This window comes from Amycolatopsis sp. NPDC049688 (assembly GCF_040674975.1).
Lineage (GTDB): Bacteria > Actinomycetota > Actinomycetes > Mycobacteriales > Pseudonocardiaceae > Amycolatopsis.
Genome location: NZ_JBFANY010000033.1, coordinates 1 through 23,897 on the forward strand (window position 1 = coordinate 1; position 23,897 = coordinate 23,897).

The window sequence follows — 23,897 nt, forward strand, 5'->3', positions numbered from 1 at the left end:
AAGGTTGCGTTGTCCTCTTGCGTTTTGCTGTGGGTTGCGGGCCTGGCTCAAAGTGATTTTTGGGCCTCAGGCGACGGGATGACCACCCAGCTCTTTTGTGTGGCGGGGCTGGGGGCGGGTTTGGTCAGAACGTCACCGTGGCGGCTATGGGCAGGTGGTCGCTGCCCGTTGGCGGTAGCGTCCAGGCTGCCACCGGGCGTACGCCGGCTGCGAAGATCTGGTCGATTCGGGCCAGGGGTAGGGCTGCGGGCCAGGTGAAGCCGAAGCCGTTGCCGGACTCGTTCTGGGCTGGGCGCATCCGGTCGGTGATCGGGCTCAGTGCGCGGTCTTCGGGCGTTCCGTTGAAATCGCCGACCAGTACGGTGCGGGGGCCGGGTTCCGCGGCGATCGCGTCGGCCAGTAGGCCCATTGCGGTGTCGCGGCCGGTCGCGGTGAAACCTGCGTCGAGGCGTATCCGGACCGATGGCAGGTGTGCCACGAAGACCGCCAGTGGGCCCTTTGGAGTGTCCACAGTGGTTCGCAGGGCGCGGGTCCACGGCATGATCGGCACCGGGCGGGTGTCGCGCAGCGGGAACGTGCTCCAGACTCCGACGGTGCCCTGGACCGAGTGGTACGGGTAGGCCGCCGCCAGGGCGTTCTCGTACTTCGGGACCTCGGACTTCTTCAGCTCCTCGAGGGCGATCACCTGGGCGCCCGCCGTGGCCAGGGCCCGGGCGGTGCCCGCCGGGTCCGGGTTCTCGTCGTTGACGTTGTGCGACACGATCGTGAAGTCGCCGCCGGGCTGCCGTTTGTCCGGCAGCCGGCCGCCGAAGAAGACGGCCCAGACCAGCGTCGGCAGGAGGAGCGTCACCAGGGCCAGCGCCGAACGCCGGATCAGGGCCGCGACGAGCAGGGGCGCCACGAGCAGGCCGGTCCAGGGCAGGAACGTCTCCAGCAGGCTGCCCGCGTTGCCCACCCAGTTGGGTACCAGCCGGTGCCCGAGCAGCAGCACCGCGGTCAGGACCGCGAAGGCGGCGATGACGCGGCCGCGGCGCCACGTTCCGGTCCGCCGGCGCGCCGGGACCACGGGCAGCTCCGTCGTGACGGTCATCGGGTGGCCGCCGGCAGCTGGCGCTGGATCGCGGCGATGAGCTTGCCGCTGTTGTCCAGGGCGGCCCGCAGGCCGGCCGCCGGGGTGCCGCCCGGGTTCTGGTGGAGGACCACGCCGAGGATCAGCGCGCCGTTGCGGGCCCGGGCCGCCCACATCAGGGCGCCGCCGGCCGCGGTCGACGAGCCGGTTTTCAGGCCGATCACGCCGTCGTGGCCGAGGAGGGTGTTCGTGTTCGCGATCGGCCCCGGGACGCCGTCGACGCGCAGGTTCGCGGTCGCCACGATTTCGCGGATCACCGGGTTCTTCATCACCTCGCGGGCCAGCCGCAGCTGGTCGGTGGCGGTGCTCGTGGTCGAGTCCTCGACGCCGCTGGCGCCGGTGTAGGTGGTGCTGGTCATGCCGAGCGCCACGGCCTCGCGGTTCATCTTCGCGACGAACGCCTCCTGGCTGCCCGCGTCCCAGCGGGCCAGCAGGCGGGCGACGTTGTTGCCGGACGGGACGAGCATCAGGGCCAGCAGGTCCCGTTCGCCGAGCCCGCGGCCCGCCCGGACCGGCGCGCTCGACTCCTCGGCCGAGCTCGCCTCCGCCTCGGCCTGCTCGTCGACGGTGATCACCGGGCCGGCTTCGCCCGGGCGGAGCGGGTGGTCCTTCAGCACCACGTGGGCGGTCATCACCTTCGTGACGCTGGCGATCGGCACCGGCCCCTGCTCACCGCGGCTGCCGAGCGAGCCCAGGTCCTGCACCTCGGCGCTCGCCTGGCCCCCGTCGGGCCACGGCAGCGGCAGGTCGACGACCGGGCGGGCGGCGATCGCGCGTCCCGCGGTCTCGGGCGGGAACACGACCCAGCAGACGGCGGCGAGCACCACGGCCACGGCGGCCGCGACGCCGGCGGCGACGGGTGGGATGCGGGTTCGGGCCATCGGTCTCCTCCGGGTGCCGGGTGCGCTCGGGGAAGCGCACACCGGTCACTGTGTCCGGAGAAGATCGCCGGCCCGTCGGGGTTGTTCGACAGGTCTGAATCAGAAATGTCCCGGTTGTGTCCCGGAACCGGCGTCAGGTCGACCGCTGGACGCAGTAGAGCCCCAGGCCGAGCCAGGTGGCGACGTACTGGCAGACGTGCGACGAGTGCGCCGCGTCGGTCTGCGTGCAGGCGACCGGCATACCGAGGATGTCGACCGAGCAGGAGGCGTAGAACTGGGTCGCGCTGCCCGGGACCATGTCCGCCGACGCCGGGGCCGCCGTGACGGCCACCGCGGAAACCGTGAGCGCCGCGGCCGCCGCCCAGGAAGCGATTCGGGTCTTCATCGTGCTCTCCTTCCGCAACTTCCCCCTGCTGCCAGGGGTTTCAGCGGGAAGAATTCCCCGTCCGGCGGGCGCTCAGCGCGGCATCACCGTAACGTGTCATCGCGTCGCGCCGGGGCAGGTGATCCGGTCACCCCGTAAGGCTCACGGCACGATCGAGTCGACGTACCCGCCGTCCACCCGCACCGCCGCACCCGTGGTCGCCGACGCGAACGGGGAGCTCAGGTACACCACCAGGTGGGCGATCTCCGCCGGCTCGATCAGCCGTTGCAGCAACGACTGCGGGCGGTGCCGCTTCATGAACTCGCGCTGGGCCTCGTCCCACGGCAGGTCCTTGTCCACCAGCTCGTAGACGAATTCCTCGACACCGCCGGTGTGCGTGGGGCCGGCGAGCACGGCGTTGACCGTGACGCCGGTTCCGGCCGCGTGCTTGGCGAATCCCCGTGACACGCCGAGCAACGCCGTCTTCGACACTCCATAATGGATCATCTCGGCCGGGATGACGATCGCGGAATCGCTGGCGATGTACTGGATCCGGCCCCAGCCGCGCTCGGTCATGCCCGGCAGGTAGGCGCGGGTGAGGCGGACCGCCGCCAGGACGTTGACCTCGAAGTAGTGCCGCCATTCGGCGTCGGTGATGTCCAGGGGCTCCTGGGCGCCGAAGATGCCGAGGTTGTTGACCAGGATGTCGGCGTCCGGCACCTCCTCGACCACCTGGGCGGCGCCGGCCTCTTCGGAGACGTCGCCCGGGGCCGGGAGGAAGTTCGCGTCCGGGACGTCCTCGCGCAGCCGGGCGATGGCCTTGTGGACGCCGGTCTCGCTGCGGCCGTTGATCGCGACCCGCGCGCCCGCCGCCGCCAGGCCCGTCGCGATCGCCGCGCCGATGCCCTGGGTGGAGCCGGTGACCAGTGCCGTCTTCCCGCTCAGGTCGACCCGCATCGTGAAAGCCCTCTCTCGCTCGCGTGCCTCCCCTGGCCGATTCAAGCACAGCTCGCCCCGGCCCACCGGCTGGAAATCCGGTTGCCCGCCACCGGCCGCCGCCGTCACGATCGGCCCATGACGACGACCCGCACCCCGCTCCTGCCGACCGCCGCCGCGACCACCGCGCCGGTCCGGCAGCAGCCGTGCCGTCCGCGGAGGGCGCTCACCCCCGCGCCGTGAGCGCCGCGCTGCTCGCCGGCCTGGTCGCCGGCTACGGCATCGCCATCCCGGTCGGCGCCGTCGGGACCTACCTCGTCGCCCTCGCCGCCCGCACGTCCCTGCGGACCGGCCTCGCCGCCGCGCTCGGCGTCGCCACCGCCGACGGCGTGTACGCGCTGGTCGCGGTGCTCGGCGGGGCGGCGATCGCCGGGGTCGTCGCGCCGGTCGCCGGGCCGCTGCGGCTGGTCTCGGCGGCGGTCCTGGTCGTGCTGGCGGTCCTCGGCGCCCTCCGCGCGGTGCGCTCCCACCGTGCACCCGCCGCCCGGGCCGTGACGCCGCTCGGGCCCGGCCGCGCCTACGTCAGCCTGCTGGGCATCACGCTCGTCAACCCGGCCACGGTCGTGTACTTCACGGCGCTGGTCGTCGGCGGCCGCGCGGGCACCGCCGTCCCGGTGCTCGACCAGGCCGTGTTCGTGCTCGCCGCGTTCGCCGCCTCGGCGAGCTGGCAAGCCGCCCTCGCCGGCGGCGGGGCGCTGCTGGGACGGGTCCTCACCGGGCCGCGGGGCCGGCTGGTGACGGCGCTCGCCTCCAGCGTGGTGATCACCGCGCTCGCCGTCCGGCTTGTCCTCTCCTGAACCGGAAACCGTTGTCCTGTAACGGTTTGTCCGATTGCCGGGCGCACGGCGGAAGACGTCCGCCGGCGCGGGCCCCGGCTAGCGTCGGGAGGACGAACACAGGAGGCGGCCATGACGATGCCGATGCCGGCGCCGGGCTGGGACACCGCGGGCGCGGTGCTGCTGGTGCTCTGGGCGCTGGCGATGTGGACCGCGGTCGGCGTGCTCGCCTACGCCAACCGCGGTCCGGTGCGGCGCTGGGTGTACCGGGGCGCGGTCGCGGTGGTCGGCCTCGGCGTCCTCGGGCAGCTCGGGCACGTCCAGGAGCACGTCGCCCAGGCCGGGTACTGGCTCGGCCACCCGAACTCCCCGGCGTGGATGACGCCGTGGGGCGCCGGGCTGGCGGCCGGGCTGCAGCGGGTCCTGCCGGGCCGTCCGACGTTCGGGATGGAACTGCTGCACCTCACCGGCAACTTCCTGTTCCTGGCCGGGCTCGCCGGGGTCATGGTGCTCACCCGGCGCGCCACCGGCACCCGGACCCGCCGCTGGGCGAAGACGGGCGTCTGGATGCAGGGCCTGCACGGGCTGGAGCACCTGGTCCTGACGCTGTCGATCGGGTTCGGCGCGCCCCGGGCGATCGGGCTGTCCACGTTCTTCGGGCTCGTGGACCCGGGTCCGGGGCTGACCACCTACCGCGTCTGGTGGCACTTCACCGCGAACGTGCTGGGCACGATCGTCTTCGGGCTCGCGCTGTACCACCTGTGGCGCGAACGGCGGGAGGTCCGCGCCACCTTCGTGCTCCGGCCGCTGCCCGCGGTCACCGGGCGGGCGGCGTGACGCAGGTCAGCGTCGGCACCGCCCAGTCCGCGTGGTCCTGCCCGTTGCCGTCGCCGCCGTCGGAAACCAGCAGGTCGAGCACCTGGGCGCCGGTGACGTCGACGTCGATCGGCAGCGCCGCCTGCCCGCCGCGGACCACCGGCGTGGTCACCTTGGTCGTGCCGTCCACCGCCACGCCGAAGCTCACGCTGCCGCCGGTGCCGGTTTCGCCGTCGACGCCCACCGAAGCCGTCAGCCGGGTGCAGGCGCCCGCCAGGTAGAGCTGGACGTCGCTCGCCGCATGGGCACCGAGCCCCTTGGCGTAGGACACCCCGCCGATGGTCATCGGCTTGCCGTCGCCCGCGTTCGCTTCGCCGTTGCTCGTGTCGCGTTCGACCGGGCCCCAGCCGTTCGTGGCGGTCAGGAACGGCAGCGAGCTGACCGCGACCTGCCCCGCGGGTGGTGCCGGCGGCACCGCGCCCACGATCCGCTCCCCCGTCACCGAGCCCGCGCGACCCGCCTGCCGGTAGGCCACGGCCACCTTCAGCGCGGCGGTGTCCACAGTGGAGGGAGGCGTCACGGTCCAGGTGAAGGTGGCCGACTTCCCGCCGTCGATCCGCGCGACCGAAGGCGGCGAGGCAGCGCCGACCGTCCACCCGGCCGGGGCGGTGAGCGCCGGCTTGACGTCGAACGCCGGCGGCGCGCCCGCCGGCACCCGCACGGTCGCCGACGCGGTGAACGCCTGCCCGCCCGACGCGGTGTCCGGCGCGGTCAGCGACACCCCGGCCGTGGGCGACGGCGGCATCGCGTACCGGACCGGGTCGTAGCCGGGCGAGGCGTTCGGCCGGACGATCAGCGGCGAACGGTAGCTGCCGTAGTTCGTCCAGGCGATCGAGCCGAGCCCGCCGGTGCTGCCGTCGAGGTTCCACACCGCGACGGCGATCGTGTTGCGCCCGTTCGGGTTCAGGATGCCGTTCGGGATCGGGAAGCTGTGCTGCGGCCCGAGGTAGTTGACGTACTGGCCGAGCTGCCAGCCGTTGACGAAGATCAGCGCGCGGTACTGCCGCGCCGGGTCGTCGGTGATGGTCAGGCCGAGCGACGTGTCCTGGCCGCGCGGCAAATCCAGGTCTGCGGTGGTGCGGTACCACGAGACCCCGGGGGTGGTGTCCTTCGCCGGGAGCGAGGCCGGTGCCCAGCCGCGGTCCGGGAAGCCGGGCAGGGACCAGCCCGCGCGCTCGCCGTAGAGGCCGCCGGTGTTGAGCGGCCCGCGGACCGGGTCCAGGCCGGTTTCGCCACCGCGGACGCCCTGCAGGCGCCAGGTCACCGACGTCAGCGGGGTGCCGGTCAGCCGGGCCGCGGTGAGCCCGCGGGCGGCCTTGTTGCCGTTGCTGGCGCCGTAGTCCTCCTCGTGGCCCATGTTCACGGTCAGCACGGAGATCTCGTTGTCGCCCTGGTGCAGCGCGCCGGCCGGGAAGGGGAACGTGTGCTGCGGACTGGTCGAGCTGCCGAGGAAGACGCCGTTGAGCCACGCCGAGAACGCGCCCGCCGGGCCGCCGCTCTGGCTCGACAGGGTGATCCCGGTCTGCTTCCCGTCGCCGGTGAAGTGCCCGCGGTACCAGGTGTTGCCGGTGTGGAAGCCGTAGTCGTCGGCGAAGAGGACCGGTTTCGTGCCGAGGGCGGTCGAGCTGTTGGTGGTGTCCTTGTCCGCCACCGGCCACGCCGAGTCGTCGAAGCCGGGCTGGCTCTCCGGGGACTCCTGCTGGTGCTTCCAGCCGGTGAGGGCCGGCAGGCTGACGGCCTTCGCGGCCGGCGCGGTGCCGGTGAGGCTGCCGCTGGACGTCGGCTTCACCGGCACCCAGGAACCGTTCCACAGCACGGCCTTCCCGGTGCCGAACACCTCGAAGGTGCCGTCGGTGCCGGTGTCGCCGGTCAGCGCCAGCACCCCGTACTGGTCGGCCGCGGTCCGGACCAGGTGGGTACCGCGGACCAGCACCGGGCCGGCCGCGGTGTCCTGGCGCCAGAACGTCGCCGCCGTCGCCTTGTCCGCCAGCAGCAGGAGCAGCGGCCGCGCGCCGGGCGCGGTGACGAGCACGCGGGTCAGGCCGTCGTGGGTGTAGTTCAGCCGCAGGTCGCCGCGGGCGGCGTCCCAGGTGCTCGTCGCGGTGCCGTCGAGGACCTGCACGTTCGGCTGCTTCGCGAACCGCAGGACGGTCTCGCCCGGGCCGCCCTTGTCGCCGTAGAGCACGGCGACGTCGCGGTTGCCGATGGTGGCGCTGGTCATGATCTCCGACGTCGAGTACTGCATGCGCGTGGCACCGAGGTCGTAGCCGGCGACGAGGATCTTCGACTGCCGCCCGTTCAGGGTGATGCCGGTGCCGGGCTGCTGCGGCACGACCGGGTAGTAGTCGGCGCTGCCGGAGAGCAGGTCGACGGCGTCCACCACGACGAAGTTCCCGGTGGCGGCAGCGTTCTTCTGCCCGGTGACCACGATCTTCAGCGTGTGCGCCCCGGCGGGCAGGCCGCGGACTTCGTACCCGGTGATCTGGTTCTGCTTGCCGCCCGCGTAGAGGTCGACAGTGCTGACTTTCGCGTCGTCGAGGTAGACGTCGGCGATGCCGTGGTTGCCGTCCTTCGAGCTCACCCAGCGGATTCCGGTGCCGGTGAAGGGAATGCTGACGCTGTCCCCGGTGACGTCCGAGAACGACTCGGTGTGCTGGTAGTCGCCGCCGGTGTAGTTCACCTCGGGGCCGACGTGGCTCCAGGTGCCGGTGTAGGCGACCTCGGCGGCGGGGTCGTCGTAGGTGTAGCCGGCGTGCGCGGCGAGGTCGAGCGCGACGCTGGTGGTGTTCGTGGCGGTGGACGTCGAGTCGCTGTGGCGCAGGGTGTGGAACTGCGTGCGGGTGTCGGGGTTGATCCGGGCGGTGTCGGTGAGCGCGGGGTCGGTCAGCGGTGCCCCGGCCAGCCCGTCGGTCTTCGTCAGCGGGGCGACGGACTGGGTGAAGTAGCCGATCAGCTTGTCTTCGGCGTACTTCGGGTCGAACTGGCGGCCTTCGGTGATGGCCGCACCGTAGTCGTAGGAGGTGTAGTTCTGCGGGATCGCGCTCCAGCCCCACGACGTCCCGCCGTGCAGCATGTAGAAGCTCTGGCCGGTGGCGCCGACGGCGATGTTCTGCTTGTAGAAGACGTTCGCGAACTGGTCGTTGATCAGCTGGGCGCACTTCTCGTAGCCCGGGCCGCCCCACGGGTCGAAGGCGCCGCCCTGGAACTCCGCGGTGATCAGCGGCTTGCCGGGCACGTGGTCGTAGCTGATGTCCGGCACGCCGTTCCAGCGCGTGGGGTTCGAGCAGTCGAAGCCCTGCGGGTAGGAGTCGGCGGCGTCGACGTCGAGGGCGGCGGCGCCGGCGTTGAAGGTGCCGTTGTTGTTGCCGACCAGCGGGACGGTGATGCCGTCGGCGCGGGCCTTGTCCTCGAGGTGCTGCATGTAGGCGCGGCCGTCGGCGTTGCCGTTGTAGTACTCGTTCTCCACCTGGTAGGCCAGCACGCTGCCGGTGCCGTCGGTGAGCTGGTGGCGCGCGATGATCCGGTCGATCTGCGTCTGCCACTCGTCGGAGTACTTCAGGTAGACGGGGTCGGCGCTGCGGGTGTGGCCGGGCGTGGTGGACAGCCAGGTCGGGAACCCGCCGCCGTCGACCTCGGCGTTGATGTACGGGCCGGGCCGCGCGATCACGTAGAGCCCGGCCTGCTGCGCCATGTCCAGGAGCTTGTCGAGGTCCCGGATACCGGAGAAGTCGTAGACGCCCTGGCGCGGAGAGTGGTAGCCCCAGTCGAAGTACAGCGACGTCGCGTTGAAGCCGGCGGCCTTCATCTTCTGGAAGATGTCGAGCCACAGGTCCGGGCTCGGCAGCCGGTAGGAGTGGAATTCGCCGGACCACAGGTAGGTCCGCTTCCCGTCGACCAGGAACGAGTAGCCGTCGTAGGTGACGGCGTGGGCGGTTCGCGCTTCGGGCGCGGCGGCCGCCGTGGCCGGCGGGACGGCGATCCCGGCGAGAGCGAACAAGGCGGAAAGCAGGACGGTCAACAGCGTCCGGCGACGGCGAGCGGAGCGCATGCGGGGGCCTCCTGAAGCGGCGGGGACCACAATCGAACACGAACCTTTGCCGATCACACAGAAGCGGTCAAGATACAACACCACAATGGATCAGTGCCGAGGTTCTGTTAGCGCTAACATTCACCCGCGAACCGGACATCGTCCTCGGGTTCCGGACGTTCAGCGCGGCCGGGTGCTGTCCCGGACGACGAGCTCGGCCGGCACCAGGTGGCGGGCTTTCGCGTCCCCGCCCGCCATCCGCTCCTGCAGGAGCCCGAACGTGCGGCGGCCGACCTCGATGAAGTCCTGGCGGACCGTCGTCAGCGGCGGGGTGAAGTACGCGGCCTCCGGGACGTCGTCGAAGCCGGCGACGTGGACGTCCTCCGGCACCCGGATGCCGGCCTCGGTGAACGCCCGCAGCAGGCCGAGCGCCATCTGGTCGTTGGCCGAAAAGACCGCCTTGAGGCCGCGTTTGCCGACGAGCGCCCGGCCCGCCTCGTAGCCCGACCGCGGGCTCCAGTCGCCGCGCACCACCGCGGGGACCCGCAGGCCGCGCGCTTCCAGGGTGTCGCGCCAGCCGCGTTCGCGGTCGCGGGCCTCCAGCCAGTCCTCCGGGCCGGCCAGGTGCCAGACCGTCCGGTGGCCCAGGGACAGCAGGTGCTCGGTGGCGCGGCGGGCGCCGTCGTACTGGTCGACCGAGAGCACCGGCACCGGCGCCGCCTCGCCGCCGCCGACCGCGACCAGCGGGATGTCCGACGGCGCCGCGTCGAGGGCCCGGCCGGCCGTGACGTGCGGGGCGATCACGACGATCCCCTCGACTGCCTGGCGCCGCAGGCTCTCCACCGCGTCGCCGATCGACGTCCGGCCCGGGCGGGTCACGCTGCAGATCGCGACGCCGTACCCGGCCTCGCGGGCGGCGTTCTCGATGCCGTAGAGCGTGCTCGCCGGTCCGTACAGGTTGGACTCGAGCGCGACCACGCCGAGCGTGCCGGACCGCCCGGTGACCAGCGCCCGCGCGGCGGTGTTGGGCCGGTACCCGAGCTTCTGCACCGCGGCGAGCACCCGCTCGCGGGTTTCCGGCCGCACCGGCCCGCTTTCGTTGACCACGCGCGAGACGGTCATGTGCGAGACACCGGCCATGCCGGCGACGTCGGCCAGGCTCGGCTGGCGGGGCCCCGGCAAGGGCGCCCTCGTCTGCTCCCCCGGCTTCGCCCGGTCCACCACCCTGGCCCCCTCCACGTCGTACCGTCTCACCCCCGAGACGGTACCGCCGAACCGGCGAGTTCCGGACGTCCCGCGCCGGGCCGGTGGGAGAAGCGGTGGCAGCCACCCGGCCGGGCCGGTTCCGCGGGCGACGGGCGGCCGGGGCACGACGTCCGCGAGCCCGCCGAGCGCAGCCGATCGGCGGCCCGGTCCGGCGGCGCCGCGGTCGCGGTGGTGGCCACGCTCGTGGTCAGCGGCGGCCCGGCCGGTGACGGCGGAACGGCCTGGTCCGGCGGGCGCACCGCCGCGGCCACCCCGAGCACCACCACGACGGCGCCGGCGCACGTCCCGGCGACCAGCATCGCGGTTCCCCTGCGCATACCGGCTCTTGTCCGCACACCGCCACGGTGTTCGCGGGGAGCGGTCGGATGTGGCGTGCGTCTCATCCGGACGGGCGGCCGGGGACGCGGGCCACGGACGGCGACAACCAGTAGCGTGACCAGAATCGTCGAACGGCTGGACCGGCCCGACCTCGCCGCACGGGACCCGAAAGAGGTCTTCGCGCGGCTCTTCGACGAGTACGCCCCTCCCCTGCGCGGCTACCTCGCGGGCCGGGTGGGCGTGCACGTCGCCGACGACCTCGTGGCGGAGACGTTCGTCGTCGCACTGCGAAGACGGGCGAGCTACGACCCCGGACGGGCGCCGATCCGGGGCTGGCTCTACGGGATCGCCACCAACCTCCTGCGCAACCACGTGCGCCAGGAGGTCCGCGGGTTCCAGCTGACCGCCCGGGCCGGGACCGAGGACCGCCCGGCCGAGAACCACGACGCCGCAGTCGCCGGCCGGGTCGACGCGGCGGCGCGCCTGCGCGTGCTCGCCGCCGCCCTCGCCGGACTGTCCGAACAGGACAGGGACGTCCTGCTGCTCACGTCCTGGGCCGGTCTCGAACCGGCCGAAGTCGCCGAGGCGCTCGGCGTGCCCGCGAGCACGGTGCGCTCGCGCCTGCACCGCGTGCGCCACCGGCTCCAGGCCCTGCTCGCCCCCACCGAGGAGAACCACTGATGAACGAGCTCGACGAGACCCTCGAGCTGCTCCACCGCGAAGCCCGCACCGCCCCGGCGGACCTGACCGCGGCCCGGGCCCGGTTGCTGACCGAGCTCGACGCCGTGCCGGTGGCCGCGGTGCGCCGGCGCCGGTTCGTCCTGCCCGTCGCCGCCGCGGCGGCCGGTGTGGTCGCGGTGACGACGGTCGTCGTCCTGCAGCGGCCGCCGGATCCGCAGCCGGCCGCCGCCCCGCCGGTCCCGGCCACGACGTCGTCGCCGGTCCCGACGGCGGCGGTCCCGGACATCCGGTTGATGTCCGCGGTCCAGGTACTGACCCGGGCGGCGGACCTGACCGTCGGCGCCGCCGACCAGCCCGTGGGGCCCGGCCGGTTCCGGTTCGTCGCGGAACACACGTGGGTGCAGCGCGGCGTCCGGACCGGCGACGGCACGACCGGGTACACGTACCTGTGGGAGCAGCAGGTGGACCGCTGGATCCCGGCGGACGAGCACGACGTCTGGCAGGAGACGCGCAAGATCCTGCACACCGGCAAGTTCCTCGGCGGCTCGGTGCCGCAGTCCCAGGCCCCCGAGCCGGAGATCACCGACACGGACCAGGGCCAGTGGCAGGGCCGCTGCGGCGACTTCTTCCCGGCGGCCAAGCCCCCGAAGAAGTGCGGGGACGCAACGGACTGGGACAGCCCGGCGTTCTACGCGGCCCTGCCGCACGACCCGGCGGCGTTGTACGCGAAGCTGAAGGACCTGACGAAGCGCCGCGGTTCGACGCCGTCGGTGATGTTCCACTTCGGCATCGAGATCCTCCGCGCGGGCCAGATGCCGGCGCAGCTGCGCGCCCAGTGGTACCGGGCGCTGGCGAAGATCCCGGGCATCACGGTCCTGGCGGCGGAGACGAACCTCGACGGCCGCACCGGAGTGGCGCTGGGCCTGCAGGACAGCCACGAGATCCGCCAGCTGATCATCGACCCGGCGACGGGCGCGTTCATCGGCGAGCGCACGATCGCGGGACCCCAGCCGGACGAGCCGTGGCTCAAGCCGGGCACGGAACTCGGCGCCAGCGCCATCACGACGGCGGTCGTCGACCGGCTCGGCGAGGTGCCGCCCAAGTAGGAGCGGCCCCAGCGCCCCAATGTGGCGTTGGTGGCGTTGGACGCACCCGATGTGGCGTTCGGTGCGTCCAACGCACCGAACGCCAAATTGGGGCGCTTGGGTCCATGTCCGCGCCGGTCAGTCCCGCGTGAGGCGTACGCAGCAGAAGCCCGGCTGCGGGTCCAAGCGCGCCTGCTGGCCGCTCTCCCCCGCGCCTTCGAGCATGCCCTCCACCAGGGCCAGGTTCATCTCGCACACCAGCCGCGTGTGCGTCTCGGCCAGCCGGTGGAACGGGCAGTTGCCGAGCAGCACCTCCGCGCCCTCGACACGGGGCTCGAACCCGTTCTCCTCCAGCGTCCCGACGATGTCCCGACCTCCGCCGGCCAGCTCCGCCCCACGCTCGCGGGCGCGGCGGCCCAGGATCTGGCGCGCCGGGGCGCCCGTTTCGTCGGCCTCCTCCACCGCCGCTGCCAGGAGTCCGCCCGCCAGCTCGTAGTGGCGCTCCGGCAGGGACACGCTCACCTGGCGGTCCGACCGGCGGTACAGCTTCGCCGGGCGGCCCGCCCCCGGTCCGCTGCGGCCCGTGCGGCGCTCGTGGCCGACGGCCAGCAGCTGTTCCTCCACCAGGCGGTCCAGGTGGAACGCCACCGTCGCCCGGGGCACGCCCAGCGCGGCCGCCACGTCGTCGCGGCTCACCGGCTCCGGGCGGCGGACCACGTATTCGTACAGCCGGCGCCGGGTCGGCTCGTCCAGCGCCGCCACCGCGGCCAGCGCACCCGCCTGGGTTTCGTACATCTCCGCATTCTAAAACACATAACTGTTGACGAAAACCCCGAGGAGCTTCTAGCGTCGATCCGACTTGATTTTAGAAGGAGGCACCCCGTGACCGTCGATCCCGTCAGCGCACCGGTTCCCCTGCGGCACCTCGGTGTCGTGCACAGCCGCGACACCGTCGACCTGCGCGCGGCGGAGCGCGCGGTCGCCGATCTGCTGCGTGCCCTGGGCAAGGACCCGTCGTCGGAGCACCTCGGCGACACCCCGCGCCGGGTGGCCCACGCCTACGCCGAAATGCTGCAGCCGCGCGACTTCCAGCTGACGACGTTCCCCAACGACGAGGGCTACGACGAGCTCGTGCTGGCGAAGAGCATCCCGGTGCAGTCGCTGTGCGAGCACCACCTGCTGCCCTTCCGCGGCGTCGCGCACGTCGGCTACCTGCCCGGCGAGCGGATCCTCGGGCTGTCGAAGCTCGCCCGCGTCGTCGAGATGTTCGCGCGCGACCTGCAGGTGCAGGAGCGGCTCACCAAGCAGGTCGCGGACTGGCTGCAGGAGCACCTGGAGCCGAAGGGCGTCGGCGTCGTGATCGAGGCCGAGCACCTGTGCATGTCGCTGCGCGGGGTCCGGGCCAGCGGCGCGCTGACCGTCACGTCGTCGCTGCACGGCCTCCTGCGCGAGGAACCCAAGACGCGGCAGGAGTTCTTCGCCCTGACCGGGGTGAGTGCCTGATGGACACCTTCGTCGTCGCCGGCGCCGGCCTCACCGGCGCGAAGGCCGTGGAGACCCTGCGCGCCGAAGGGTTCGCCGACCGCATCGTGCTCGTCGGCGCCGAGCCGGACCTGCCGTACGAGCGGCCGCCGCTGTCGAAGGGGTACCTGCTCGGCGCCGACGAGCGGCCGTCGGTGTTCGTCCACGACGAGAAGTGGTACGCCGACCAGGGCATCGAGGTGCTGACCGGCCGGCGCGTCACGGCCTTGGACCGCGCCGCGCACGAGGTGGAGCTGGCCGGCGGCGAACGGATCGGCTACACGAAGCTGCTGCTCGCGACCGGCGCGTCGCCGCGGCGGCTGCGGGTGCCGGGCAACGACCTCGACGGCGTCCACTACCTGCGCCGCCTCGCGCACGCCGACCGGTTACGCGACGCGCTGGCGTCCGGTGGCCGGGTCGTCGTCGCCGGTGCGGGCTGGATCGGCCTGGAGACCGCCGCGGCCGCGCGCCACTACGGGTGTTCCGTGACGATCGTCGAGCCGGCCGCGAGCCCGCTGCACGCCACGCTCGGGCCGGAGGTGGGCGGGTTCTTCGCCGACCTGCACCGCCGGCACGGCGTCGACCTGCGGCTCGGCACCGGCGTGACGGGCTTCGCCGGCGAAACCGCGGTCACGGCGGTGCGGACCGACGACGGCGACATCCCGGCCGACGTGGTCGTGGTGGGCATCGGCGCCCGGCCCGAGACCCAGCTGGCCGCCGACGCGGGCCTGGCCGTCGACGACGGCATCGTGGTGGACGCGGGCCTGCGCACCGAAGACCCGGACGTGTTCGCGGCCGGCGACGTCGCGAGCGTGTGGCAGGAGCGCTACGGACGGCGCGTCCGCGTGGAGCACTGGGCCGCGGCGACGAACGGCGGCCCGGCGGCGGCGCTGGCGATGCTGGGCCGCGAAGTGGTCCACGACGACCTGCCGTACTTCTTCTCGGACCAGTACGACGCGGGCATGGAGTTCACCGGCTGGTTCCCACCAGGAGGCTACGACCGCGTGGTGACTCGCGGCGACGCCGAGGCGTTCCACGCGTTCTGGCTGACCGGCGGGCGCGTGGTGGCCGGCCTGCACGTGAACAAGTGGGACGAGGGCCTGGACGCGGTGCGCGAGCTGATCCTCAGGGGCCGGACCGTGGACCCGGCCCGGCTCGCCGACCCGGACCGGCCGCTCACGGACTGACTTCACCCGGCCGGGGCGGCGTCCTCGACCTCACCTGATCCGCTTTCGGCTGCGCCGCGACGAGGCTGCGGTGACCATCCGGACCCAGGCTTGCGTCGTGGTCTCCTTGTTGGCGATATCGGTCAGGCGGTAGGCGCCGGCATCGCTGTTCTCGCTGTGGCGGACAACCTCGTCGAAGAACCACGCCGAACTGATGATCACCAGCGGCGCGGCGTGGTTCGCCAGGGCGTTCCGGACCGGGCAGGCGTCGAGAAGGCGGAAGGTGTGGATGATCGACGAGCCCGTGAAGCCGTGCTCGTCGTGGTTGATTTCGCCGGCGTGCATGGCCAGGCGCAACCGGATCCGCTCCTCGACCGGGTGACTGCCGTTGTGCCGGACGAGCTCGTCGACGAGCGTCCTGGGCAGATCGTCGGCGAAGCGTGGCTTCGGAACGGAAGCGGGAGCGAGGACGAGAATGCCGTCACCGAGATCTTCGTGGCGGCAGGAGTCCCACGGGATGTTCGCCCCGGCGAAGGCGCGGGGTATCGCGCGATAGAGACCTTGGCGGATGCGCAAGCGGTTGGTATTGCTGCGATGCTGCTGCCCGAACCCCTCGATGTCCACGGCGACGATGGTGCAGTGCTCGCTGACGAGCCTGATCGTGGCGCGCCGAGGGGTGGCGGGCGGCGCCGCGGGGGGTGTGCGGCGCAGAGCGTAACTCGATCGCATGGATTTGGTCTGCGGCCGCGTGGCCGCCGACTCGACCGCGGGGCGCCGGTCGGCTGCCCGGCGGTCTGGTGCCGATGCCATGGTTCCTCCCGGGCGAACGCCGAAGTACGTAGTACTGCACTTTCGTGCAGGTCCGTCACTCCCACCGAACGCGGTAGTCCAGATCCGCGCTTCGCCTTGCGAGACAGCCAGGCGAGATGCCAACGATACGGGTCGGTTACACTCCACCGCTACAGTGACCGGTGCATCGTTCGGTTACCGTAACCCTGCACGTGCAGGTGTAGGCAACCAGGGCCGACGACACGGACCACCAGCGAAGGAGGCGTCATGCCGCCACCCACGTCCCCCGTCGTGGCCGGCTGGGAACTTGCCCTCCGGTTGCGCGAACGCCGGACGGAGCTCGGCATCGACGTCGGGACCATCACGCAACGCCTGAACGTTTCACGCAATTACTGGTCGATGGTCGAAAACGAACGAAAGATCCTTTCCGAGGAGAATCTCGCCGAAGTCGTCGAACTGCTCGAGTTCGACGAAGAAGACCGAGCCGAGCTGTTCACATTGCGAATCCGCGCCAAGGAACGTGGATGGTGGACGAAGTACCCGCGACTGTTCGACGCGGAGGTTCTGCGGATGCTGGGACTGGAGTTCGGCGCCCAAGAGATCCACGACTACGAGAACCTCCTGATTCCCGGGCTACTGCAGACCGAAAACTACGCACGTGCGATCATGACACCCGCGATGACCGTCAGGAAGGTGGAGGTGGAGCAACGCGTACAAGTTCGCATGCGACGCCAGGAACGCCTTCACGGTGATTCACCGTTCAAGTTCAATGCCATGATCAGCGAGGCTGCCCTGCGGCAGCAAATCGGTGGCCCCGCGGTACAGCGCGAGCAACTGGAACACCTGGCAATGCTGTTGGAAACTCGCCGAGACAACATCAGCATCCGCGTCATCCCGTTCACCGCAACCTCATGCGGCCTGTTCGGCGCCCCCACCCTCCACCTGCTCGACTTCGACAACCCTTGGCTGCCCACGTTGGCGTGGCATGAAACAGTGACAGCGTCGTCGATAATCGACGACCGGACACAGGTGCATAACATCACCGAGACCTACCACGATGCCGCAAGGGAGGCGTTGAGCGAGGATGATACGGTCGAATTCATTCGATCATGCATTCCGGCATGACAGCCCAGCAAGGACAGTCATTGGACAAGAAGATCGAACCGGTTGCCACATCGAGGCAAGACAACTGGTTCAAGAGTAGTTACTCGAACGCCACCGGTAGTTGCGTCGAGGTGAATTTCATTCGCGACTCGATTTTGATTCGCGACAGCAAAGATCAGCGTCCGGATTCGCCCAACATCGGCGTCGGCACCGCGCAATGGGCCGCGTTTCTCGACGTCGTTCAGGGCAAGTAAGAAACACGGCGCAGCCATCGGCGCATAGCGACCTATAATAGTAGGTCGCGAGTTCGAAGGGCGCCGACGGGTTCGCCGACTGCAGCACCGCCTTGCCCACCGGCCTGGTCCGGGGTGGGGCAAGGCGGTACTGCGGGTCGCGACGCGGCCATGGCGACAGCCAAGATCACCCGATCACGAGCTACCACGCTCACAAGCTCCCGAGCAGGACAACTAGTCCTCCCGCCGGTGCCTCCCCCGCCGCCCGCTCGGCAGCAGCCGGACCCGCGTGGCCAAGTCTCCCCTCCGGGCCCGGCGCGCATACTCCAGCAACGCCTCCGCCTGAGCCTCCGGCAGCCACCCCTGGTCCGCCCCCGCCTCCAGCCTCAGCAGGTGCGTCACCAGCTCGCGTGACTCCTCCTCATTGCCGGCCGCCAGCTCCGCGAACCTGCGGGCCGCCTCGACCTCGCCGTCGCACCATGCCGTCATCGCCAGCAGGGTTGCCGTCGCCGTCAGGATGTCGCCGCGGTGGACTCCTCCCTCGGCCGCCAGGTGCTCCGCCAGCTGGAAGCTGTGCGTCCCCACTCCGCCCGCTCCTTCGCGGCGCACCGCTTGCGCGAGTGCCCGGATCTGCTGCGTGACATAGTCCCCGCCCGACAACCCCGACATGCCGTCCCCTCTGTCGCGCACGCGAACTCGTGCGTCACCCGACAGGTGTACTCCATCGGCGGCTGGATACGTCGGACGCCCCACCGGTTTCGTCCGATCAGGCGCAAACTTCGCCCTATCGTCCCGGTTCGGTGCGGCGCTGGGACATGTACACCGCCGCCGACGTGCGGCGCTCGACCCCCAGTTTGTGCAGGACCGACGAGACGTAGTTCTTCACCGTCTTCTCCGCCAGGAACAGCCGCTCGGCGATCTGGCGGTTGGTCAGGCCCTCCGCGACCAGGTCCAGCACGCGCCGCTCCTGCGGGCTCAGCTGCTCGTACCGCGGGTCGGGTGCCGAGACGTTCTCGCCGCGCAGCTTGTTCATCACCGACGCCGTCAGCGTGGCGTCCAGCAGCGAACCGCCACCCGCCACCGTGCGGACGGCCTCGACCAGGGACCGGCCGGAAACCTGCTTCAGCATGTAGCCCGCCGCGCCGGCCATGATCGCGCCGAACAGGGCGTCGTCGTCCGAATAGGAGGTCAGCATCAGGCAAGCCGGCGGCGGCTCCACTGTGGACCGGATCTCCCGGCACACCGCCACCCCTTCGCCGTCCGGCAGCCGGACGTCGAGGACGGCCACGTCCGGGCGCGCCTGCGGGATCCGCACCAGCGCTTCGGCCGCCGTCCCGGCCTCCCCCACCACCTCGATGTCGGCCTCGGGCTCGAAAACGGTCTTCAGCCCGGTCCGGACCAGCTCGTGGTCGTCCAGCAGGAACACCGCGATCGTCATCGTCCACCTCCCTGCTCGCCGGTCATCACCGGCAGGTCCGCCGTCCATTCCAGCCGCGACCCGCCGTCCCCGGCGGCCGCCAGCACGCAGTGGCCACCCCACCGGGCCGCCCGCGCCGTCAGGTTCGCGAGCCCGCTGATCCGGCCCGCCTCGGCCGGCGGGCCGGCGCCGTCGTCGCGCACCACCAGCGTCAGCCGGCGGCCGAACCGGTCCACCGTCACCTCCACCGACGACGATTTCGCCCCGGCGTGCCGAGCGACGTTCGTCAGCGCTTCGCGCAGCGACGCGATCAGGTCGGAGCGGACCGCGTCCGGCACCGCCGCGTCCAGCGGCCCGTCGAACCCGACCCGCGGCTCGAAGCCGAGCGCGTCACGCGCGTCCACGGCCACCCGCAGCAGCTCCGCGCGGAGACTGCCCTGCGTCTGCGCGGGCGCCTGGAGCGAAAAGATGCTGTTGCGGATCTCGCGGATCGTGCCGTCGAGGTCCTGGGCGAACCCGGAGACCCGCCCGGCGACCGCCGGGTCGGCGATCAGCCTGCTGACCCCCTCCAGCCCGAGCCCGGTCGCGAACAGCCGCTGGATCACCAGGTCGTGCAGGTCGCGGGCGATCCGGTCGCGGTCGGAGAACACCGCCAGCTGCTGGCGCGCCTCCTGCGCCCGGGAGAACTCGACGGCGAGCGCGGCGTGCCCGGCGAACGTCTCGGCCAGCTGGACGTCGGACTCGGTGAACGGCGACCGGTCGCGGAACTTGGCCACCACCAGCACCCCGAGGGTCTCCTCGCCGACCATCAGCGGCACCGAGATCGCCGAGTCCAGGTCCTTGATCATCGCCGGCATCCGCCCGGCGTGGTTGCGCTGCTGCTCCTGCACGTGCTCGCCGTAGTCGCGGACCACGACCGGGCGCCGGGTGGTGAAGGCCATCCCCGTGGCGGTCCCCTCGGTCGGCACGGTCAGCCCGGTCAGCCGGTCCGCGTCCTCGCCCGGCGGCTCGACGACGTCGAACACGAGCCGGCCCGGGCCGTCGGGCCGCGCGATCGCGCCCGCGGTGCCGCCGGCGACGACGCGGGCGCGCTCGGCGACCAGCCGGAGCGTGGCCCGCAGGTCCTGTGCCGAGAGCAGGGCGCGGGTGACGTCGTAGGACGCCTCGAGCCAGCGTTCGCGGCGGCGCATCTGGTCGACGAGCAGGGCCTTCTCGACGGCCATCCCGGTGGCCGCGGTGAGCGCGCCGAGCACCTCGCGCTCGCGGCGCCCGAACTGCCGGCCGCCGCCGGGTTCGACCGTGAGGGTTCCGAACGTCTCGGTGCCCGCCCGGACCGGCAGCTCCACCGCGCTCTCGCCGAACGGGCCCCGGCCGTGCTCGGCGACGCCGTTCTCGGCCAGGTCCAGCCGGCCGCGCCGGGCTCCGAGCAGTTCGCAGGTGGCGGCGACCGCGCGAGCCGTCAACGCCGGCAGCTCCAGCTCGCGGGCGATGCCGCCCACCGCCGCGAGAATCGCCGGCATGCTGATTTCGTCCGCCACGTCCCGTCGACTCCGCTGGCTCCGCCCGAATCCCGGGCCTGCCCCGGGCCGTCAAGGGTCCCACAGGTGACTGCCCGTGTCGGCCCAATCAGGTTCGTCCATCCGGTGGGTCGATGACGGGACCCGTCCCGTTACGGACGTCGCGGAGTTACTCGGCGTGACACCCGATCCGGTGACCGCTGATGGTCTCGGCGGGAACGCGCAGGACCCGGTGGCTGGCCCGGACCGCACCCGGGCACGCGCAGGCGATGTCGCCGATGTCGGCCGAGCCGGACTCGGCGGCCCGGCCCAGCAGGCTGACGTACCAGCCCGCACCGGTGTCAGCGGCGAACTCGTCGACTTCGAAGGCGACGACAGCGTCGCGCGCGCCCGCGTACAGCGGGCTGCCGGCCGGGACGGCGAACACCACGGCGTCCTCGACCACGGTGAAGCGCACCGGCCGGACGGCGGGCATCGCCCGGTGGGTGAAGATCACCCGGCCGAGGCTCGCCGTCCGCAGCAAGGCGAGGCACTGCTGCCGGTCGAGCAGCAGCCCGAAGCCCACTTCGTCCACCATCGCGTCCCTGTGTTTCTCCTGTGAAATCCCCGGCCACCAGCGTGATCGGTACGCCACGTGCCCCGATAGGGCCGTTCGGCCCGGCCGCCCGCGAGCGCGGCGGGCAGGCACATCCCGGTCCCGGTGACCAGGGCCGGAAGACCCGGTTCGCGACGGTCACCCGGCCGGTGTGCCGACCACGCGGAGTCACCTACCGTCGTGACCGTCCGTTGCCGGAAGGGCCGAGAAGGGGGTGAGACCGATGGCGCCGTACTCGGCCGAGGGAGGTCACACGCCCACGGTGACGTCCTCCCTCGATCCGCTGCTCGTCCGGTCGGCGGTGCAGGGCAACCGCGCCGCGGTCGCCGGGCTGCTGCGCGCGCTGCGGCCGATGGTGTTCCGCTACTGCCTGGGCCGGCTCCGCACCTGGCAGGACGGCTCGTCCGACGCCGAAGACTGCGCACAGGACGTGCTGCTCGCGATCGTCCGCGCGCTGCCCGGGTACGCCCACGACATCGACGGCTTCCTGCCGTTCGTGTTCGGGATCGCCGCGCACAAGGTCTCCGACTTCCACCGGCGCCGGGCCCGCGACCGCACCAGCCCGGTCGCCGAGCCGCCCGCGGAGCGCGACGGCGGCGCGGACCCGACGAGCGAAGCGGCCGAGCGGTCGGCGGCGCTCGACTGGTCGGCCGGGCTGCTCGACACGCTCCCGCCGCGCCAGCGCGAGATCCTCGTCCTGCGGATCATCCTCGGCATGACGGCCGAGGAGACGGCCGCCGCGGTCGGGCTCGGCAGCGCCGGCGCGGTCCGCGTCGCCCAGCACCGCGCCCTGACCACCCTGCGGCGGCTGCTCGCGGGAAAAGAAGCGGCGTCGTGACCGGCGCGTGAATGGTCGCCATTCACGCATTTCACGGTCATTTCCGCGGCGATCCGGACCGCGGGCATTCGGCAGGCCTCACTGCGGGATACGGATGCCGGTTCAGTTCGGTTCAAACTTTTTTCCGCGCACCTCCCGCCCTCCGGGAATCCCCAGGTCAGAGCCGGGTTCGGTCACGGACACGCGAACCCGTCCTGACGGTTCGTGACGACGGAAAAGAACTTCTTGCCCGGTGTCAAATGCCCGTGTAGGTTGCATAACGGAACGATAACCAGCCGGTTGACGGCGCGGCCACGGGCAGGTGTGCCGCGCGCCCACTGATGTCGGGTCAGTGGACCAGCCGGTGCCGTTCCTGCCGACGTACCACATTGCCAGCACATCGCGCACGAACCCCGCCTGACCTACGGCGAGCCCGGTCTCGTCCCCGATCAGAGTCGTGCGCGCTCCCGCCAGCCCGACATCCGGAGGATTTCCCATGTCCCGCACCCAAGGACGGCATCGGCTGTCCCGCCGCACGAAGATCGCGACCGGCGGGCTCGCCCTCGCGATCGCGGTCGGCGGCATCGTCGTCGCGACGACCACCGGCAACACCGGTGAGGCCAGCGCCGACGAAGCGAACCCCGCCTTCTTCGTCGACATCCTGAAGGTGAAGCCGAACCAGTTCGACCCGCGCCCGGTCACCGGCGCGTCGACCGGCACGTTCACCGTCGACTGCGGCCGCAACGAGAACCAGCACTTCAACCCCGACAACTTCATCGCCCAGCCCGGTGTCCGCAACGGCGCCCAGCACCTGCACGACTACGTGGGCAACCTGTCGACCAACGCCGACTCGAACAACAAGAGCCTCCTCAAGGCCGGCACCACCTGCCGCAACGGCGACAAGTCCGCCTACTTCTGGCCGGTCGTGCGCATCGACACCGGCGAGGAGGAGAAGAACGAGCCCGCCAAGGTGCCCGACGGCGACCGGGCGCAGGCCGACCGCGAGAGCAAGACCCCGCAGGTCGCCTGCCCGGACGTCGCCAGCAAGCTCGACGACATCCCCGACCAGGCCATGGCCGAGGTCGACAGCAACCTCGACCAGCTCGACGGCCAGGCCGACGAGGCCAACCAGCGCATCGCCGCGACGCAGGGCCAGGGCGGCCCGGACTTCGTGCGCAACGCCATCCTGAACCCGCTCAAGGACCGCCGCCAGGCGATCATCGACCGGATCGCCACCGCGATCGGCCGGTTCAAGCCGAAGCCCGGCGACCTCGGCGGCCTCGCCCCGTGCACGACGAAGCCGGGCAAGGACACCGGAACACCGACGCCGCCGCCTTCCACGACCGCCGGTGGTGCCCTGCCGGGCCAGGACGAGAACAACGAGCTGCCCGGCAACGACGGCAAGATCCTGCGCCCGCAGCGGGTGCAGATCACCTTCCGCGGCAGCCCGGTCGGCAAGGTGGTGGCGATGCCGCGGTTCCTGCGCGTGCTCTACGGCGACGCGAAGGTCTCGACCAACGGCCCGGCCAACGCCAGGGCGAGCTGGACGTGCACCGGGTTCGAGAACCGCGTCACCGACAAGTACCCGATCTGCCCGCAGGGCAGCAAGGTCAAGCGCATCCACACGTTCCCGAGCTGCTGGGACGGCAAGAACACCGACAGCGCCAACCACCGCACGCACATCGTGTTCCCGGACCAGTTCGGCCGGTGCGCCAAGGGCTTCAAGGCGGTGCCGCAGCTGCAGATCTCGCTGACCTACGACATCCCGCACGACATCCAGGTCAAGAAGCAGTACAAAGTGGACGCTTTCCCGCAGGAGAAGCACAACCCGGGCTCCGACCACGACGACTTCGCCAACGTGATGTCGCAGCGGATCATGAACGGGCTGGTCAACTGCGTGAACCGCGGGCGGACCTGCCGGGCCTGACCACTTCGGACCCTTCGAGCGCCCCGTCACCCCTCGCGGGTGGCGGGGCGTTCGTGCGTGCCTCATGCCGGCTCCCGTGGGTTTTGCACATCCCCCACCGTGCACGGTTCCCGGGCCCGGGTGTGCGGATCGCACTTTTGAAGACGTCAGAGTGCACCCCCGGACCACAAACTTGTTCACGTCACCCCGTCCCGGAACCCACCGGAGACCCGACCCACTGGAGGAAACCTTGATCTCGTCCTTCGAGCGCCCCGCCGCCGCCGTCGTCCACAACCGCGCCGTGGTGCACAACCGCGCCGTCGTCCACAACCGCGCGGTGGTCCACAACCGGGCCGTCGTCCACAACCGCGCCTCGGCGAAGTAGCCCGCCCGCTCCTTCCGCCTCCGTGCCGCGGCCCCGCCCCGGGGCCGC

The 23,897-nt window shown here is 71.8% G+C and carries 24 protein-coding genes; 11 read left to right on the top strand and 13 right to left on the bottom strand.

Annotated features, from left to right (window positions below; genetic code table 11):
* Positions 1-124: 124 nt before the first annotated feature.
* From AB0J55_RS45140 to AB0J55_RS45155, 4 genes are all read right to left on the bottom strand, one after another.
* A complete protein-coding gene (locus AB0J55_RS45140; protein WP_364264207.1) occupies positions 125-1,090 on the bottom strand; it encodes an endonuclease/exonuclease/phosphatase family protein in 966 nt (321 codons plus the stop codon).
* Positions 1,087-2,010, bottom strand: coding sequence for a D-alanyl-D-alanine carboxypeptidase (locus tag AB0J55_RS45145; protein ID WP_364264210.1), 924 nt, complete (start codon positions 2,008-2,010; stop codon positions 1,087-1,089). The genes AB0J55_RS45140 and AB0J55_RS45145 overlap by 4 nt, the downstream gene beginning before the upstream one ends.
* 133 nt (positions 2,011-2,143) lie before the next feature.
* Positions 2,144-2,395 carry a hypothetical protein gene (locus AB0J55_RS45150; RefSeq protein ID WP_364264213.1) on the bottom strand — a complete coding sequence of 84 codons (252 nt, stop codon included), beginning with the start codon at positions 2,393-2,395 and terminating at the stop codon, positions 2,144-2,146.
* 141 nt (positions 2,396-2,536) lie between these two features.
* Positions 2,537-3,331: an SDR family oxidoreductase gene (locus AB0J55_RS45155; RefSeq protein ID WP_364264216.1), complete on the bottom strand. Its 795-nt coding sequence runs from the start codon at positions 3,329-3,331 to the stop codon at positions 2,537-2,539.
* A gap of 218 nt (positions 3,332-3,549) precedes the next feature.
* Between AB0J55_RS45155 and AB0J55_RS45160 the strand changes: the two genes are divergently transcribed.
* Complete coding sequence (locus AB0J55_RS45160; protein WP_364264219.1) at positions 3,550-4,167, top strand: LysE family transporter; 618 nt, start codon at positions 3,550-3,552, stop codon at positions 4,165-4,167.
* 111 nt (positions 4,168-4,278) lie between these two features.
* Positions 4,279-4,983, top strand: a complete 705-nt coding sequence (locus AB0J55_RS45165) for a DUF6008 family protein (protein ID WP_364264222.1) — start codon at positions 4,279-4,281, stop codon at positions 4,981-4,983.
* Here the strand turns inward: AB0J55_RS45165 and AB0J55_RS45170 are convergent.
* From AB0J55_RS45170 to AB0J55_RS45180, 3 genes are all read right to left on the bottom strand, one after another.
* A complete protein-coding gene (locus AB0J55_RS45170; RefSeq protein ID WP_364264225.1) occupies positions 4,964-9,070 on the bottom strand; it encodes a beta-galactosidase in 4,107 nt (1,368 codons plus the stop codon). The two genes, AB0J55_RS45165 and AB0J55_RS45170, sit on opposite strands and share 20 nt — an antisense overlap.
* 159 nt (positions 9,071-9,229) lie before the next feature.
* A complete protein-coding gene (locus AB0J55_RS45175; RefSeq protein ID WP_364264268.1) occupies positions 9,230-10,273 on the bottom strand; it encodes a LacI family DNA-binding transcriptional regulator in 1,044 nt (347 codons plus the stop codon).
* A 26-nt stretch (positions 10,274-10,299) separates the two neighbouring features.
* The gene (locus AB0J55_RS45180; protein ID WP_364264228.1) at positions 10,300-10,632 is read right to left on the bottom strand and encodes a hypothetical protein; all 333 of its coding nucleotides are present in this window, start codon (positions 10,630-10,632) and stop codon (positions 10,300-10,302) included.
* A gap of 115 nt (positions 10,633-10,747) precedes the next feature.
* On the opposite strand from AB0J55_RS45180, the gene AB0J55_RS45185 reads away from it, so the two are divergent.
* Both AB0J55_RS45185 and AB0J55_RS45190 read left to right on the top strand, forming a co-directional pair.
* Positions 10,748-11,314: an RNA polymerase sigma factor gene (locus tag AB0J55_RS45185; RefSeq protein WP_364264231.1), complete on the top strand. Its 567-nt coding sequence runs from the start codon at positions 10,748-10,750 to the stop codon at positions 11,312-11,314.
* Entirely contained in the window at positions 11,314-12,420 is a 1,107-nt protein-coding gene (locus tag AB0J55_RS45190) for a CU044_5270 family protein (RefSeq protein WP_364264234.1), read from the top strand. The genes AB0J55_RS45185 and AB0J55_RS45190 overlap by 1 nt, the downstream gene beginning before the upstream one ends.
* A gap of 117 nt (positions 12,421-12,537) precedes the next feature.
* On the opposite strand, the gene AB0J55_RS45195 is transcribed toward AB0J55_RS45190, so the two are convergent.
* Positions 12,538-13,194 (bottom strand): helix-turn-helix domain-containing protein, encoded by a 657-nt coding sequence (locus tag AB0J55_RS45195; RefSeq protein WP_364264237.1) that lies wholly within the window; start codon positions 13,192-13,194, stop codon positions 12,538-12,540.
* A 120-nt stretch (positions 13,195-13,314) separates the two neighbouring features.
* Between AB0J55_RS45195 and folE the strand changes: the two genes are divergently transcribed.
* Together folE and AB0J55_RS45205 are read left to right on the top strand one after the other, a co-directional pair.
* Positions 13,315-13,902 (top strand): GTP cyclohydrolase I FolE, encoded by a 588-nt coding sequence (gene folE / locus AB0J55_RS45200; RefSeq protein WP_364264271.1) that lies wholly within the window; start codon positions 13,315-13,317, stop codon positions 13,900-13,902.
* On the top strand, positions 13,902-15,107 hold the full coding sequence (locus AB0J55_RS45205; protein WP_364264240.1) for an FAD-dependent oxidoreductase: 1,206 nt from the start codon (positions 13,902-13,904) through the stop codon (positions 15,105-15,107). Before folE ends, AB0J55_RS45205 begins: the two co-directional genes overlap by 1 nt.
* Before the next feature lie 30 nt (positions 15,108-15,137).
* On the opposite strand, the gene AB0J55_RS45210 is transcribed toward AB0J55_RS45205, so the two are convergent.
* Entirely contained in the window at positions 15,138-15,710 is a 573-nt protein-coding gene (locus AB0J55_RS45210) for a hypothetical protein (RefSeq protein WP_364264243.1), read from the bottom strand.
* 432 nt (positions 15,711-16,142) lie between these two features.
* On the opposite strand from AB0J55_RS45210, the gene AB0J55_RS45215 reads away from it, so the two are divergent.
* Both AB0J55_RS45215 and AB0J55_RS45220 read left to right on the top strand, forming a co-directional pair.
* Positions 16,143-17,000 carry a Scr1 family TA system antitoxin-like transcriptional regulator gene (locus tag AB0J55_RS45215; protein WP_364264246.1) on the top strand — a complete coding sequence of 286 codons (858 nt, stop codon included), beginning with the start codon at positions 16,143-16,145 and terminating at the stop codon, positions 16,998-17,000.
* Between the two features lie 20 nt (positions 17,001-17,020).
* Positions 17,021-17,233, top strand: coding sequence for a DUF397 domain-containing protein (locus tag AB0J55_RS45220; RefSeq protein WP_364264249.1), 213 nt, complete (start codon positions 17,021-17,023; stop codon positions 17,231-17,233).
* A 213-nt stretch (positions 17,234-17,446) separates the two neighbouring features.
* Here the strand turns inward: AB0J55_RS45220 and AB0J55_RS45225 are convergent, their stop codons facing one another.
* From AB0J55_RS45225 to AB0J55_RS45240, 4 genes are all read right to left on the bottom strand, one after another.
* On the bottom strand, positions 17,447-17,902 hold the full coding sequence (locus AB0J55_RS45225) for a hypothetical protein (RefSeq protein WP_364264252.1): 456 nt from the start codon (positions 17,900-17,902) through the stop codon (positions 17,447-17,449).
* 94 nt (positions 17,903-17,996) lie between these two features.
* Positions 17,997-18,650 carry a response regulator transcription factor gene (locus AB0J55_RS45230; RefSeq protein ID WP_364264255.1) on the bottom strand — a complete coding sequence of 218 codons (654 nt, stop codon included), beginning with the start codon at positions 18,648-18,650 and terminating at the stop codon, positions 17,997-17,999.
* Positions 18,647-20,149, bottom strand: a complete 1,503-nt coding sequence (locus AB0J55_RS45235) for a GAF domain-containing protein (RefSeq protein ID WP_364264274.1) — start codon at positions 20,147-20,149, stop codon at positions 18,647-18,649. The genes AB0J55_RS45230 and AB0J55_RS45235 overlap by 4 nt, the downstream gene beginning before the upstream one ends.
* 166 nt (positions 20,150-20,315) lie before the next feature.
* On the bottom strand, positions 20,316-20,723 hold the full coding sequence (locus AB0J55_RS45240) for a pyridoxamine 5'-phosphate oxidase family protein (protein WP_364264258.1): 408 nt from the start codon (positions 20,721-20,723) through the stop codon (positions 20,316-20,318).
* A gap of 241 nt (positions 20,724-20,964) precedes the next feature.
* On the opposite strand from AB0J55_RS45240, the gene AB0J55_RS45245 reads away from it, so the two are divergent.
* From AB0J55_RS45245 to AB0J55_RS45255, 3 genes are all read left to right on the top strand, one after another.
* Positions 20,965-21,579, top strand: a complete 615-nt coding sequence (locus tag AB0J55_RS45245; RefSeq protein WP_364264261.1) for a sigma-70 family RNA polymerase sigma factor — start codon at positions 20,965-20,967, stop codon at positions 21,577-21,579.
* Positions 21,580-22,054: 475 nt separating this feature from the next.
* A complete protein-coding gene (locus AB0J55_RS45250) occupies positions 22,055-23,485 on the top strand; it encodes a DUF1996 domain-containing protein (protein ID WP_364264264.1) in 1,431 nt (476 codons plus the stop codon).
* 229 nt (positions 23,486-23,714) lie between these two features.
* Entirely contained in the window at positions 23,715-23,849 is a 135-nt protein-coding gene (locus tag AB0J55_RS45255) for a hypothetical protein (protein WP_004561011.1), read from the top strand.
* Positions 23,850-23,897 lie beyond the last annotated feature (48 nt).

What these genes read in the sequence shown, in the direction of transcription:
- AB0J55_RS45205 (WP_364264240.1), top strand. Translation starts at nt 13,902, where the DNA reads ATGGACACCTTCGTCGTCGCCGGCGCCGGCCTCACCGGCGCGAAGGCC.
- AB0J55_RS45145 (WP_364264210.1), bottom strand. Translation starts at nt 2,010, where the DNA reads ATGGCCCGAACCCGCATCCCACCCGTCGCCGCCGGCGTCGCGGCCGCC.
- AB0J55_RS45170 (WP_364264225.1), bottom strand. Translation starts at nt 9,070, where the DNA reads ATGCGCTCCGCTCGCCGTCGCCGGACGCTGTTGACCGTCCTGCTTTCC.
- AB0J55_RS45190 (WP_364264234.1), top strand. Translation starts at nt 11,314, where the DNA reads ATGAACGAGCTCGACGAGACCCTCGAGCTGCTCCACCGCGAAGCCCGC.
- AB0J55_RS45165 (WP_364264222.1), top strand. Translation starts at nt 4,279, where the DNA reads ATGACGATGCCGATGCCGGCGCCGGGCTGGGACACCGCGGGCGCGGTG.
- AB0J55_RS45155 (WP_364264216.1), bottom strand. Translation starts at nt 3,331, where the DNA reads ATGCGGGTCGACCTGAGCGGGAAGACGGCACTGGTCACCGGCTCCACC.
- AB0J55_RS45250 (WP_364264264.1), top strand. Translation starts at nt 22,055, where the DNA reads ATGTCCCGCACCCAAGGACGGCATCGGCTGTCCCGCCGCACGAAGATC.
- AB0J55_RS45180 (WP_364264228.1), bottom strand. Translation starts at nt 10,632, where the DNA reads ATGCGCAGGGGAACCGCGATGCTGGTCGCCGGGACGTGCGCCGGCGCC.
- AB0J55_RS45240 (WP_364264258.1), bottom strand. Translation starts at nt 20,723, where the DNA reads ATGGTGGACGAAGTGGGCTTCGGGCTGCTGCTCGACCGGCAGCAGTGC.
- AB0J55_RS45140 (WP_364264207.1), bottom strand. Translation starts at nt 1,090, where the DNA reads ATGACCGTCACGACGGAGCTGCCCGTGGTCCCGGCGCGCCGGCGGACC.
- AB0J55_RS45215 (WP_364264246.1), top strand. Translation starts at nt 16,143, where the DNA reads ATGCCGCCACCCACGTCCCCCGTCGTGGCCGGCTGGGAACTTGCCCTC.
- AB0J55_RS45195 (WP_364264237.1), bottom strand. Translation starts at nt 13,194, where the DNA reads ATGTACGAAACCCAGGCGGGTGCGCTGGCCGCGGTGGCGGCGCTGGAC.
- AB0J55_RS45150 (WP_364264213.1), bottom strand. Translation starts at nt 2,395, where the DNA reads ATGAAGACCCGAATCGCTTCCTGGGCGGCGGCCGCGGCGCTCACGGTT.
- AB0J55_RS45230 (WP_364264255.1), bottom strand. Translation starts at nt 18,650, where the DNA reads ATGACGATCGCGGTGTTCCTGCTGGACGACCACGAGCTGGTCCGGACC.
- AB0J55_RS45235 (WP_364264274.1), bottom strand. Translation starts at nt 20,149, where the DNA reads ATGCCGGCGATTCTCGCGGCGGTGGGCGGCATCGCCCGCGAGCTGGAG.
- AB0J55_RS45245 (WP_364264261.1), top strand. Translation starts at nt 20,965, where the DNA reads ATGGCGCCGTACTCGGCCGAGGGAGGTCACACGCCCACGGTGACGTCC.